The organism is Sulfurimonas gotlandica GD1 (genome assembly GCF_000242915.1).
Classification (GTDB): domain Bacteria; phylum Campylobacterota; class Campylobacteria; order Campylobacterales; family Sulfurimonadaceae; genus Sulfurimonas; species Sulfurimonas gotlandica.
This window is the reverse complement of the sequence record NZ_AFRZ01000001.1, coordinates 150,415-162,647: the sequence shown is the minus strand read 5'-3', so window position 1 is coordinate 162,647 and position 12,233 is coordinate 150,415. Positions and strand designations below refer to the sequence as shown.

The following is a 12,233-nucleotide window of genomic DNA, read 5'->3' as shown; positions in this document are numbered from 1 at the left end:
TAAAATATTCCTTAATTTTACTTTGTAAAATGAAGGGAACCCTTCACCTGTTTTTTCACGGTATCGAGAGTAATCTCTCTACCTACGTTAACACTGGGTTTTCTTCGGCAGAAAGCCCATATAACTAGTTATATAATTTTGGGTACAATTATAGTTAAATTTACATAGATAAAGAATAAAATGAACTTAGAAGAAATAAGAATAGATAGACAAAAGTGGATGACTTGGAAAAATATCAAGCCTCTTCGCGATGCTATAGCTGTTTTAGAAGATGCTAATTTCGAAGTTGAACTTGGCGATGTTGTTAAAATTAAGGGTGAGAGTACTCAAAATATAGAAGATATTGCAAGAACTATGATGCCTTGGAGAAAAGGGCCATTTGAGATTTTTGAGTGTTTAATAGATACAGAGTGGAAAAGTAACATAAAATATAATCTTCTAAGAAAGCATTTTAATTTAAAAGATAAGAGAGTTGCCGATATAGGGTGTAACAATGGTTACTATCTATTTCGCATGCAGGAAGACTCACCAAAGTCTTTAGTTGGCTTTGATCCTTCACCCCTATATAAGACACAGTTTGATTTTGTAAATCATTTTGTTAAGAGTGATATAGTCTATGAGCTTTTAGGTGTTGAGCATCTGGAATTTTATGAAGATAAGTTTGACACTATCTTTTGTTTAGGCGTTCTGTATCATAGAAGTGACCCTGTAGCTATGTTAAAGTCACTTTTTCGTGGTCTAGATGTAGAAGGTGAAGTTATACTTGATACTTTTTATATAGAGGGTGATGATGAGATGGCACTCTGTCCAAAGTCATCTTATTCAAAAATACCAAATATCTACTTTGTACCAACAATTCCTGCACTTAAAAACTGGTGTTTAAGAGCTGGATTTAGCAGCTTTGAGGTTTTAGAGACTTCTGTTACAGATGCAGATGAGCAAAGAAAGACTTCCTGGATTGAAGGTCAGTCTCTAGAAGACTTTTTAGATCCAAACGATAATACAAAAACAGTAGAGGGCTATCCGGCTCCAGCAAGAGTATATGTTAAACTGATTAAGGATAAAAAATGAGTAAAGACAAAGAGATAAAAGATGAAGAGTTAGAGCTTGATGACTATAGAGAACACGAAGAGAATTCGGTACTTTTAGCTACACATGAGAGTATTAATCGTGACCTGAATGGCGAGATTCTAAAATTAGAGCGCGGTTATGTTGAGTTACGACTTAGCACTATCTCAGAAATGGTTGCTGATGATCAGGGCTTAATACATGGAGGATTCATTTTTAGTGCTGCTGATTTTGCTGCTATGGCTGCTGTAAATGAGAGAAACGTTGTGCTTGTAGCAAGTGATTGTCAGTTTTTATCTCCAGTAAAGTTTGGAGATGAAGTAAACTTTGTTGCAAGAGTAAGACATAAAGAGGGTAGAAAAAGAAATGTTTATGTGGAGGGACATGTTCTAGATATAAAAGTTTTTGAGGGTGAGTTTAAAACTGTTATTACTGAGAGACATGTATTAAAGTTGAAACTTCTAGAAGATGAAGATGAGGTAAAATAAAACCTCTTCTTTACTTTTTAGCAGTTAGTAAAAATACACCAAAATCTCTGTGTGGTTTATTTATCGTATTTATGTTTTGAAAATTAACTTCATTAAATCCAGCATCTACAGCAATTTTGCATAATATGTCTCTTTGGAATCCAAAGTGAAATACGCCAGTATTGTCTGAGTGAAATGTTCCATCTTCACTTTCTAAGTCAGCAATTGCTATAAATCCATTGTCATTTATATTTTTATAAATAGTCTCAAAAAATGATTTTAAATCCTCAACATGATGCAGAGTCATAGAGCTAACTAATCCGTCAAATGTTCTATTTAGTGGAGTAGCTATGATATCTTGAGAGTACGTCTCAATACTAAGCTCAGGAGTGTTTTTAGCTTTTAACTTCTCTAACATGCTTAGGGATGTATCTACTCCATAAACCTTTTTTACACTACGAGCTATATCAAAACCTAAAAGTCCAGTTCCAACACCAAAATCTAAAATATCCATGTCATTGTTAAGCTCTATTTTTTTATTTATAGCCTCTGCAATTATTTTAGCACCTTGAACTTGGACGTCACCCTTGTCCCACTCTTTTGATTTTTCTTTAAAATGATCTTGCATTATAAGTTTCCTATCCAGTAATCTGAATACTGCTGTTCTTGTTTTATAGTTGTTGTTCCACCATGACCGGGGTAGAGTGTTTTGTCAAAATCCAGTTTTTTAAATCTCTCTAAAGAGTCTTTCATGTCCTGTGGAGAAGAATATGGGAAATCAGTTCTGCCGATTGAACGCTCAAATATAAAGTCACCGCTAAACATTGCATCTCCTATTTCTATCATAGAGCAGCCTGGACAATGCCCTGGGAAATGATGGAATTTTACTTTGACTCCATCAAAATTAAATTCTTCATCTGGTTTTACTTCAAAATCTGGGGTTGAAGGCGGAAGATCTGGCATCCAGCTACTCTCTTTAAGTAACATAACATCATCCTTTGGAGTATAAAGTGGAATATTTAGTTTCTTTTGAAGTTCTGCATTTGACCAAACATGATCAAAATGACCATGAGTATTTAAAATTGCCACAGGATTTGTAACATTTTGTTCTACCCAGGAAGTTGCGTTTACCCCTGGATCTATTATGAAGTCTTTACCATCTAGCGACGCTATGTAACAGTTTGTTTGGTAGACGCCCATAGGTTGAACTTTTATCTGCATCATGTACTCTTTTTTATTGGATTGTAACAAAACTATATAAATATTAGAACTAAATTATTCTAAAAGTTATTTGTTACAAAACTTTGATATAATATTTTTTGTTAAAGATTTTTAAAGGTTCGCTAAAATATATGGGTAAATATGCACAAATTTCAGACTATTTACAACGGTTTTTAGACGATGAAGTTCGAAAAACTGGAATAAAGAGGGTTGTTGTTGGTTTGAGTGGCGGATTAGATTCTGCAGTTGTTGCTGTTATAGCTCATAAAACTTTTAAAGATGATCTATTATGTGTGAAAATGCCTTCACAATACTCTTCACAGAGTTCACTCGATGATGCAGATGCACTTTGTAGAGATTTTTCTATGAAAGCGATAACTGCATCTATTGAGCCGATGTTGCGTGCATATGAGGAGTTGAATCCAAATATGGACAATCTAAGAAAAGGCAACTTCTCCTCTCGTATGAGAATGTCAACTTTGTTTGATATCTCAGCAAGAGAAAATGCTTTGGTTTTAGGAACAAGCAACAAGAGTGAATTGATGTTGGGATATGGAACTCTTTATGGAGATCTATCTAGCGCAGTTAACCCGATTGGGGATCTTTATAAGAGTGAAGTATATGAGTTGGCAGACTACCTTGGTGTTACAAGAAGTATTATAGATAAAGCTCCATCAGCCGATTTATGGGATGGACAGAGTGATGAAGATGATTTAGGTTATACATATGCACAGCTAGATGAAGCTTTGAAATTATATGTAGAAGATAGATTAAGTAAAGAAGAAATTGTTGAAAAAGGTATAGACTCTAAGATGCTGGATATGATAATAGGAAGAATTTTTCGTAACCATTTTAAGCGAAAGATGCCGGTTATTGCAAAGCTTACATCGAGAACTATAAACCATGATTTTAACTACCCTAGAGATATAACCTTATAAGGACAAAGTATGAAAATACCGTTTTGTAAATATGAAAGTGGAAGAGAAGAGCATAGTAATGTAGCAGACGTTTTAGACGCAGAAGATTTAAATCAGGTAGCACAGTTAGAAGAAGAATTTGCTTCGTATATAGGAGCAAAATATGCATTAGCAACTTCTCATGGCACTTCAGCACTTCATCTAGCAATGATTGCACTTGATCTTAAACGTGGGGACAAAGTAGTTTGTTCAGTAAATGCTTACCCTAATGTGCCAGAGGTAGTTCGTCACTTTGATGCAGAACCTGTTTTTATTGATATAGAGTCTGAAACTTATAATATTAATTTAGATCTTTTAGAAGCTTATTTAGAAGATAATCAATCTAAAAAACTAAAAGCAGTAATAGTTACTCACATGGCTGGAGTTACAGTTGATTTAGAAAGGTTATATGCAATTGCTAAAATTTATGATGTGAAGATTGTTGAAGATGCTTCTGAAGCACTAGGTGCCACATATAAGGGTAAAAAGATAGGCTCAACAGGTGGAGACATCACTTGTTTTAACTTCTCTCCACATTTAAAAAAGAATGTATGTAACGGTGGTATGCTAGTAACTAATAATGATGAAATCATGGAGCGTGCAAAACTTCTAAGTAATCATGCAATAGAGCGTGATGAAGATTCACTTGAATATATCTATGATGTTGTAGATATTGGCAATGATTACTCTATGGGTGAGCTAGAAGCTGCTTATATTAGAGCGCAAATTGTAAAGCAAGATGCAAACATACAAAAACATCAAGAGATTGCAAAAATATTTAGTGATGCTTTAGCTGGAATAGACCATGTAACAATACCAGATATGAGTAATGATGAGCACCCGTTCTCTTTATATATTGTAAAGATAGATAAAAATCGTGATTCCTTCGCACTTGAACTTAAAAAAGTTGGTGTTGAGTGTGGATTACATTATATTCCACTACATCTTTTAACTTACTATAAATCAAAATATTCACTAAAGATAAATAACTATCCAATGGCACTAAAAAGCTATCAGCAAGTTTTATCTCTTCCTATTTATGCAAGTATGGATGATAAAGAGATTAAGTTTATTTGTGAAAAAGTAAAACAAATAGCTAAAACAAGAGTTTAATAACTTTGAAAAAGAGTTTAGTATTTTGGGTTGAAGAGTATTTCTATAATCCAAATTTTATTCAAAAACTTCTCTCTTTTTTACTCCTTCCTTTAAGTTGGATATATTGCTTTGGTATGTACATTCGCTTTAAAAATAAAACTCCAATAGATTTTGAAATAGACATAGTAAGTGTAGGTAATTTAAGTGTTGGCGGAAGTGGAAAAACACCTCTTGTCACTGCTCTTGCATCTCGATATGCAGATGCGGCTATAGTACTTCGTGGATATGGCCGTAAGAGCAAGGGCCTATATGTTGTTAAAGATAGAGATAATATTTTATGTGATGTAGAGATTAGTGGAGATGAAGCTATGATTTATGCGCATAAACTTAAAGAAGCCATAGTCATAGTTAGCGAAGATAGACCTGCTGGAATTAAAAAAGCTAAAGAGATGGGTGCTAAAATAGTATTTTTAGATGATGCATATTCTAAGCATGATATCAAGAAGCTTGACCTGCTCATAGATGTAAAAACTAAGAACAGTAGATGTTTGCCTTCAGGTGCTTTTAGAGAGAGACTATGGTCTTCTAAAGAAGCGATTGTACTTGAAGAGACAAAAGATTTCAAGAGAGTGGTGGAACTTAAAAATAAAAGTGCTAGAATGTCACTAGTAACAGCTATAGCAAGACCATTTAGACTTGATGAATTTCTACCAGAAGTTGTAAGTAAAAATTATTTTGAAGATCATTACTCATTTTTAAAAGAAGAGTTACAAGAGATTTTAAAAAAAGATAATTCAGATTCACTTTTACTCACATACAAGGATTTTGTTAAAGTTGAATCTTTCAATCTTCCACTTTCGTTGTTAGATTTAGAGGTGATAGTTGATGATAAATTTTTTAATATTATAGATAAGTATAGAGGAAGTAATAGTGCAAAAAAAGATTGAAACAGTAAAAACGCTGCTTGATGCATTACCGTTTATAAAAGAGTTCACTAAAGAAATTATAGTTATAAAGTATGGTGGTTCAGCTCAGGAGACACCTCAATTAAAAGAGAAGTTTGCTGAAGATATCTTACTGATGTATTTAGTTGGGATAAGACCAGTTATTGTTCATGGTGGCGGTCCTAAGATTAATGATATGTTAGAAGCTTTAAAAATTGATTCTAAATTTATAGATGGTCAAAGAGTAACAAGCAAAGAAGTTATGCGTATAGTTGAAATGGTCCTAAGCGGAGAAATAAACAAAGATATAGTCTCTTTACTAAATTCTCATGGAGCTAAAGCTATCGGTGTAAGCGGTAAAGATGCTCATTTTATTACTGCAAAACCAAAAGATTTTGCAAAGTGGGGACTTACTGGAAATATAACAAATGTCAAAGCTGATGTACTCCAAAAATTAATTGATGATAAATTTATCCCTGTTATTGCACCAATTGCTGCCGGTGAAGAGATGGGGCATCCAGGATATAATATAAATGCTGACTTATGTGCATCATACGTAGCAAAAGCAATCGGTGCAAATAAAATTATATTTTTGACGGATACAGCAGGTGTTTTAAACAATGATAAAGAGCTTTTAGAAACTCTTACAAAAGCCGAAGTTGAAGCACTTAAAGCTGATGGAACGATTCATGGCGGAATGGTACCAAAAGTTGACGCATGTTTAGAAGCGATTGAAGGTGGTGTTCAAAAAGCACATATTATTGACGGAAGAATAGAGCATTCAATGCTCTTGGAACTATTTACATCAGAAGGTGTTGGTACTCAAATTATTAAGTAATAATAGCTACTTTGGGACTGAGTGGATTAGACCTCATTTCCCAAAGAGTAACAAATCCTTCAATCTCATTCTTCTAAAAAAAATCTGTGTATTTCTTAAAACTATTTACTCTCTTGAACTATCTCAAGTAATAATTAATAAATGAACTGTATAATCACAAAATCTATAAATAAAATTAAGGAATAAATAAATGTCAAAATATAGTGCGCTATTTGAAGATGAAGATGATGTGTTTTTAGGTTCACCAACTAGTAAATTAATGGATATAATTTTTAATGCTAATAATGATGTCGTTAGATATGATTTAGAAAATTTTATGAAAAGAAGAGCCGCAATGGAGCTTTTTCTGGAAGAAAAATTTGGTGAAGATTATGGTAAAGAAATCGATATGTTTATTGTAGAAAATCGTGATTCGGTTGAGACTAAGACTAAGAGTCTAAGCATTGAGCTGATGGGTGAAATAGTTTCAAAAAGTGAGTAGATAAAATGAAGCTGTTTTTACAAGTTTTTATCATTTTAGCACTTAGTCATGGTGTAGTTTTAGGGGATGAGTACAGAGATGTAACAACAATCACTCTAAAAAAGGATGAACAAAAGAAAATTCTTGTAAAATACGGCGACATTACAAAACTTTTTAAATTTAGTTGGACACTATATAAAAATGAGGGATTGGTAATCCATCGCTCATACGATAGGAAAGTTGCACAAAATATCTTATATCTAAGAGAAAAGAATCGTTTTTTTAGGCTTGAGTTAAGGCCTAGAGGCAGTGGTCATTTTAATGCGGCTTATATACTAGTTAAATTTAAAGAGTTTAAATATGAAACAAGAGAAGCAGTCTTTGAGCTATTTTTGTTTGATAAAGATATGGAAGTAAGTGTCACACATTTAAATAATGGTTAAGAGGGTTTAATGCAAAGAGTTGAGCGTGAAATAGAAAGATTGATAAAAGAAATTGATTATGATGAGGTAACTCGTCTCTTTAATATGCTCTCTGGCGGTAAAAGACTTAGAGCAAAATTAATTTTAAAAATCGCTCCTGAGCATGAAAAAGCTCCACTTTTAGCTGCTATTGTTGAGTTGATTCATGGAGCAAGTCTGCTTCATGATGATGTTATTGATGAATCAATCACAAGAAGAGGTGTAGCATCTGTTAATGCTACCGATGGCAGTAAAACAGCTGTAATGTTAGGCGATATCCTCTACTCAAAAGCTTTTACTGAGTTGGTTGAATTTGACAGAGATATAGCAAAGTCTATAGCCTCATCTGTTACTGCACTATCTAAGGGTGAGATGCAAGATGTAAAGATGGCAGATGAGTTTAATGAAGACGAAGAAAAATATCTGGATATGCTTTATCTGAAAACTGCTACTTTAATTGAAGCAGCTGCTTATGCTTCTGCACTGCTTGTGGGTAAAGATGCTGATAAATATGGTGTTTATGGAAAAAATCTAGGTCTTTCTTTTCAGATTATTGATGATATTTTAGATATTACAGCTGATTCGGCTACTCTTGGCAAACCTGCTATGAATGACTTTGTAGAAGGAAAGTGTACACTTCCTTATATATATTTATACAAAAAACTAAATGACCAAGATAAAAAGAGATTAAAAAGCTCACATGCCAAGTACATAGATGAAAGTGAAGTTCTCTGGATAAAGCAAAAGATGCAAGAACATAAAAGTGTTGAAAGCTCGTTTGAGCTTGCAAAAAAACTATCTAACGAAGCAATGCTTGCTGTTAAAGATGACCAAGAACTCATTGATATATTACAAACTATGATTAAAAGAAGTTACTAATGCACTATCTAAATATAAGTTTTTCACACAAAAACTCTACTATGGAAATTAGAGAAAAGTTGTCATATCCTGATGATGAACATGTTAGTGGATGTCTAACAAAACTAAATGAAAGTGAAGCTATAAACGAGACTATTCTTATTTCTACGTGTAACAGAATGGAAATTTTTTGTAGCTGTAGTGATATAGTTACAGCTACTCAGCATATTTTTGAGCAGCTGACAGCTCGTGCAGGAATTCCTATAGAAGAGCTAGAAGGCCGTGCTGATATATTTGATGATAGCAGTGCTATTCACCATCTTTTTACAGTTGCATCTTCACTTGATTCTATGGTTATTGGTGAAACACAGATCGCTGGACAACTAAAAGATGCATTTAGATTCTCATATGATAATGGACATTGTGGTCAAAAACTTGCACGTGCTATGCATAATGCTTTTAAGTGTGCTGCCAAAGTTAGAAATGCGACAGATATATCTTCAAAGCCTGTTTCAATTGCTAGTGTGGCAGTTGCTAAACTAAAGTCTGTTCTAGAGAGTGTTGAAGGAAAAAAAGCACTAATAATCGGAACTGGTGAGATGTCTGAGATTACAGCAAAACATATGGTTTCAAACGGTGCTGATGTTTATATTATGAACAGAACAAAAGAAAAAGCATTTACATTGGCTCAGGAATGTGGTGCAAAAGTTTTAGACTTTGATCAACTTCCTCATATCATCAATGAGTTTGAAATACTTTTTACTGCAACTTCATCACCAGTTCCTATTATCACTGATGAAATTATTAAAGCATGTGATTTTGATAGATACTGGTTTGATTTAGCTATTCCAAGAGATATAGTCTATCACAAAGGTGAGCGTATAAACCTTTATCAAATAGATGACTTAAAGACTATAGTTGATGAAAATAAAGGTCTTAGAGAAGATGAGGCTAGAAAAGCTCATACAATCATTGGACGAAGCACGGTGGCATTCTTTGAGTGGTTAGATACTCTAAATATAGAACCGATGATAAAAGATATATATGCAAAAGCTTTTGAAGCTGCAAGAATAGAAAGCCAAAGAGTTATTAAAAACGGATATATTCCAAAAGAGTATGAAGAAGAAGTACATAAAATGGGTGAGCAGGTAATGAAACGCTTCTTGCATGATATGACTACAAAGATGAGAAGTGTATCTGAAGAGTCAAAGTCAGATATGATAACCGGAGCTTTACAATTTTTAATAAAGAATGACAATAAGAATGTAGAGATGCCGGATAAATACAAATGTGAGCATGCCCTAAATATAGCACAAAAAGGAAGTAAATGAGAAGAAGCCGCGCTTTTATACCAACAACTAAAGAAGTACCAAACGATGCAACTCTGCCGTCACATCAGTTTTTAGTAAGAGGTGGGTTTATAAACCAACAAGGTGCTGGACTTTATAACTTTCTGCCATTAGGTAAAATTGTATTAGAAAAGATTAGAACTATTGTAAAAGAAGAGTTAGACATGGCTGGCTGTAATGAAGTACAATTAAGCTTTGTGACGCCTATCGGCCTATGGGATAGAAGTGGTCGTGCAGATGCAATGGGCAAAGAGATGCTTCGTATTCAAGACAGACACCAAAATGATTTTGTACTTAGTCCTACGAATGAAGAAGCTATGGTAGAACTTGTTAAAAATAGAGTAACAAGTTATAAAGATTTACCTCTTAATCTATATCAGATTAATACAAAATTTCGTGATGAAGCAAGACCTAGATATGGACTTTTACGTGGTCGTGAATTTTTAATGAAAGATGGTTACTCTTTTCATGCTTCAACAGAAGATATGATTAGAGAGTTCGATTTGATGGAAGAGACTTACAAAAAGATCTTTACAAGACTTGGTCTTGACTTTAGAGTAGTTCAAGCTGACAGTGGAGCTATAGGTGGAGAAGGAAGTAAAGAGTTCCATGTTTTAGCTGACAGCGGTGAAGACACTATCATTGTATGTGAGAGTTGTGATTATGGTGCAAATATAGAAACTATATTTGACAATGAAGAAGAAGTTGATGCTTTAAATGAGAAAACTTATGAAGAGTTACAAACAAAAGAAATAAGTGAAAAATGTTCTTGTGGTGGAAATTTAAGTTTCAAAAAGGGTATTGAAGTTGGACATATCTTCCAACTCGGAACTAAATACTCTAGCGCACTTGAAGCAAACTTTAGTGATGAAAATGGTAAGCCGAGACCTTTTGAGATGGCGACATTCGGTATAGGCGTTAGTAGACTTGTAGCATCTGTGATCGAGCAAAACCATGATGAAAATGGCTGTATCTGGACAAAAGAGACAGCTCCATATACGATAAATATTATGGTGTCAAATATTAAAGATGAAACACAAATGACACTTGGAGAAGAGTTGTATTTAAAACTTCTAGGTGAAAATGTTGAAGCTATGTTTGATGATAGAAAAGAAAGATTTGGCTTCAAGATGAAAGATGCAGAACTTATCGGCTTTCCATATACTGTAATTATTGGTAAAGAGTTGGATAATGGACTTGTTCAAGTATATGATAGAAAAACACAAGAAAAAATTTCAGTAAAGACGGGTGATATTTATAAGCATATTATGGAGTTAATCTAGTATGATTTACTTTGTAATATATCTTTTTTTAGAAGTTCTAATCTCTGTTAATATCTCATCAGCTATTGGTGGTTTAGCAACATTTTTTGAGATTGTTTTAACTGCTTTTATAGGTATATCAATACTAGTGAATTTTAGAACAACCCTGCTGCATAATATTACCGCCGTCTCTTACCATGCCATTGATTTAACAGAGTTTCAGAGACTTAATCTTTTTACAATCATTGGTGCTATATTACTGATAATTCCAGGTTTTTTAACTGACATAATTGGTGTAGTGATGCAGTTTAGTGTTTTTACTAGCATGCTCGTTAACCGTTATAATGTACAATCCGGTAATTATCATCCGAGTAATACTCAAGAAAATATAGAAAAAAACATACAAAAGGATTCAGATGTCATTGATGTTGAAATTATTAGCGACAGCTCTACTTCTAAGTAGTTTTGCTCAAGCAGCTACTTCCAACGAAGATATAGAAAAGTTTTTAAAAAAGTCATTTGAGGGTAACCCAAATATAATCAAACTTAGTGTTAAAGTTGAACAATCAATTCCTCTTGCGCAGGTAAAAGGTTGGAATGCATTTATAGTAGGTGTAGATGCTACAGTAAAAGCTAAAGAAGGAACACGTGACGTTAAGCAGAAAATGATTTGGTTCTCTAACGGAGATACTATTTCTCCTGATCTTATAGACGTTAAAACAGGCATTTCTTTAAAAGATTCAGTTTCTCCGTCATTTGAATTGAAATATTATAAAAAAGAGAATCTTATCTATGGAAATGCAGATGCTACTCATAGGGTAGCAATCTTCTCTGATCCACTTTGCCCATTTTGTAGAAACTTTGTTCCTGCGGCAATAAACACTATGAAAAAAGATCCAAAGAAGTTTGCTGTATACTATTATCACTTTCCTCTTCCTTCACTTCATCCTGCAGCTGTAGAGTTAGTTAAAGCAGCAGTTGCAGCTGAAATACAAGGCAAAAAAGATGTTGTGCTGAAACTTTATACTGTAAATGTTAAATCAGATGAAAAAGATATTAACAAGATATTAGCTGCATTTAACTCTGTTATGGGAACAAACATTACTCCTGCAGATTTAAAATCAGAAGCAGTTTTAAATCATATTAAAAGTGATTTAGATATAGCAAATGCTCTTATGGTTAATGGAACTCCGACTATGTTCTTTGATGATAAGTTAGATAAAACAAAAAGAAAATTTGAAAAGGCCGAATAAG

15 protein-coding genes are annotated in these 12,233 nt (G+C 33.5%); 13 read left to right on the top strand and 2 right to left on the bottom strand.

Annotated features, from left to right (window positions below; genetic code table 11):
* Positions 1-180 precede the first annotated feature (180 nt).
* Together cmoB and SMGD1_RS00815 are read left to right on the top strand one after the other, a co-directional pair.
* Positions 181-1,071 carry a tRNA 5-methoxyuridine(34)/uridine 5-oxyacetic acid(34) synthase CmoB gene (gene cmoB, locus SMGD1_RS00820; protein ID WP_008338655.1) on the top strand — a complete coding sequence of 297 codons (891 nt, stop codon included), beginning with the start codon at positions 181-183 and terminating at the stop codon, positions 1,069-1,071.
* Entirely contained in the window at positions 1,068-1,556 is a 489-nt protein-coding gene (locus tag SMGD1_RS00815; RefSeq protein WP_008338368.1) for a PaaI family thioesterase, read from the top strand. The genes cmoB and SMGD1_RS00815 overlap by 4 nt, the downstream gene beginning before the upstream one ends.
* A 10-nt stretch (positions 1,557-1,566) precedes the next feature.
* Here SMGD1_RS00815 and SMGD1_RS00810 read toward each other — a convergent pair whose 3' ends face one another.
* Complete coding sequence (locus SMGD1_RS00810) at positions 1,567-2,163, bottom strand: class I SAM-dependent DNA methyltransferase (RefSeq protein ID WP_008338278.1); 597 nt, start codon at positions 2,161-2,163, stop codon at positions 1,567-1,569.
* The gene (locus SMGD1_RS00805) at positions 2,163-2,756 is read right to left on the bottom strand and encodes an MBL fold metallo-hydrolase (RefSeq protein WP_008338306.1); all 594 of its coding nucleotides are present in this window, start codon (positions 2,754-2,756) and stop codon (positions 2,163-2,165) included. The genes SMGD1_RS00810 and SMGD1_RS00805 overlap by 1 nt, the downstream gene beginning before the upstream one ends.
* Positions 2,757-2,887: 131 nt before the next feature.
* On the opposite strand from SMGD1_RS00805, the gene SMGD1_RS00800 reads away from it, so the two are divergent.
* The 11 genes from SMGD1_RS00800 to SMGD1_RS00750 all read left to right on the top strand — a co-directional run bounded on the left by SMGD1_RS00800 (position 2,888) and on the right by SMGD1_RS00750 (position 12,232).
* A complete protein-coding gene (locus tag SMGD1_RS00800; RefSeq protein WP_008338677.1) occupies positions 2,888-3,694 on the top strand; it encodes an NAD+ synthase in 807 nt (268 codons plus the stop codon).
* 9 nt (positions 3,695-3,703) lie between these two features.
* Positions 3,704-4,825: a DegT/DnrJ/EryC1/StrS family aminotransferase gene (locus tag SMGD1_RS00795; protein WP_008338270.1), complete on the top strand. Its 1,122-nt coding sequence runs from the start codon at positions 3,704-3,706 to the stop codon at positions 4,823-4,825.
* A 5-nt stretch (positions 4,826-4,830) separates the two neighbouring features.
* Entirely contained in the window at positions 4,831-5,754 is a 924-nt protein-coding gene (locus SMGD1_RS00790) for a tetraacyldisaccharide 4'-kinase (protein WP_008338489.1), read from the top strand.
* Entirely contained in the window at positions 5,738-6,589 is an 852-nt protein-coding gene (gene argB / locus SMGD1_RS00785; protein WP_008338324.1) for an acetylglutamate kinase, read from the top strand. The genes SMGD1_RS00790 and argB overlap by 17 nt, the downstream gene beginning before the upstream one ends.
* 190 nt (positions 6,590-6,779) lie before the next feature.
* Entirely contained in the window at positions 6,780-7,070 is a 291-nt protein-coding gene (locus tag SMGD1_RS00780) for a DUF2018 family protein (protein ID WP_008338450.1), read from the top strand.
* A 5-nt stretch (positions 7,071-7,075) separates the two neighbouring features.
* Complete coding sequence (locus SMGD1_RS00775; RefSeq protein ID WP_008338441.1) at positions 7,076-7,492, top strand: hypothetical protein; 417 nt, start codon at positions 7,076-7,078, stop codon at positions 7,490-7,492.
* Between the two features lie 9 nt (positions 7,493-7,501).
* Positions 7,502-8,389, top strand: coding sequence for a polyprenyl synthetase family protein (locus tag SMGD1_RS00770; RefSeq protein WP_008338370.1), 888 nt, complete (start codon positions 7,502-7,504; stop codon positions 8,387-8,389).
* Entirely contained in the window at positions 8,389-9,699 is a 1,311-nt protein-coding gene (gene hemA, locus SMGD1_RS00765; RefSeq protein WP_008338206.1) for a glutamyl-tRNA reductase, read from the top strand. The genes SMGD1_RS00770 and hemA overlap by 1 nt, the downstream gene beginning before the upstream one ends.
* Complete coding sequence (proS, locus tag SMGD1_RS00760) at positions 9,696-11,000, top strand: proline--tRNA ligase (RefSeq protein WP_008338360.1); 1,305 nt, start codon at positions 9,696-9,698, stop codon at positions 10,998-11,000. The genes hemA and proS overlap by 4 nt, the downstream gene beginning before the upstream one ends.
* 1 nt (position 11,001) lies before the next feature.
* A complete protein-coding gene (locus SMGD1_RS00755) occupies positions 11,002-11,442 on the top strand; it encodes an FxsA family protein (RefSeq protein ID WP_008340351.1) in 441 nt (146 codons plus the stop codon).
* Complete coding sequence (locus tag SMGD1_RS00750) at positions 11,396-12,232, top strand: DsbA family protein (RefSeq protein ID WP_008338481.1); 837 nt, start codon at positions 11,396-11,398, stop codon at positions 12,230-12,232. The genes SMGD1_RS00755 and SMGD1_RS00750 overlap by 47 nt, the downstream gene beginning before the upstream one ends.
* The last annotated feature ends 1 nt before the right edge of the window (position 12,233 follow it).

Coding starts and splice junctions, on each gene's coding strand:
- cmoB (WP_008338655.1), top strand. CDS start 181: ATGAACTTAGAAGAAATAAGAATAGATAGACAAAAGTGGATGACTTGG.
- SMGD1_RS00815 (WP_008338368.1), top strand. CDS start 1,068: ATGAGTAAAGACAAAGAGATAAAAGATGAAGAGTTAGAGCTTGATGAC.
- SMGD1_RS00810 (WP_008338278.1), bottom strand. CDS start 2,163: ATGCAAGATCATTTTAAAGAAAAATCAAAAGAGTGGGACAAGGGTGAC.
- SMGD1_RS00805 (WP_008338306.1), bottom strand. CDS start 2,756: ATGCAGATAAAAGTTCAACCTATGGGCGTCTACCAAACAAACTGTTAC.
- SMGD1_RS00800 (WP_008338677.1), top strand. CDS start 2,888: ATGGGTAAATATGCACAAATTTCAGACTATTTACAACGGTTTTTAGAC.
- SMGD1_RS00795 (WP_008338270.1), top strand. CDS start 3,704: ATGAAAATACCGTTTTGTAAATATGAAAGTGGAAGAGAAGAGCATAGT.
- SMGD1_RS00780 (WP_008338450.1), top strand. CDS start 6,780: ATGTCAAAATATAGTGCGCTATTTGAAGATGAAGATGATGTGTTTTTA.
- SMGD1_RS00775 (WP_008338441.1), top strand. CDS start 7,076: ATGAAGCTGTTTTTACAAGTTTTTATCATTTTAGCACTTAGTCATGGT.
- SMGD1_RS00770 (WP_008338370.1), top strand. CDS start 7,502: ATGCAAAGAGTTGAGCGTGAAATAGAAAGATTGATAAAAGAAATTGAT.
- hemA (WP_008338206.1), top strand. CDS start 8,389: ATGCACTATCTAAATATAAGTTTTTCACACAAAAACTCTACTATGGAA.
- proS (WP_008338360.1), top strand. CDS start 9,696: ATGAGAAGAAGCCGCGCTTTTATACCAACAACTAAAGAAGTACCAAAC.
- SMGD1_RS00755 (WP_008340351.1), top strand. CDS start 11,002: ATGATTTACTTTGTAATATATCTTTTTTTAGAAGTTCTAATCTCTGTT.
- SMGD1_RS00750 (WP_008338481.1), top strand. CDS start 11,396: ATGTCATTGATGTTGAAATTATTAGCGACAGCTCTACTTCTAAGTAGT.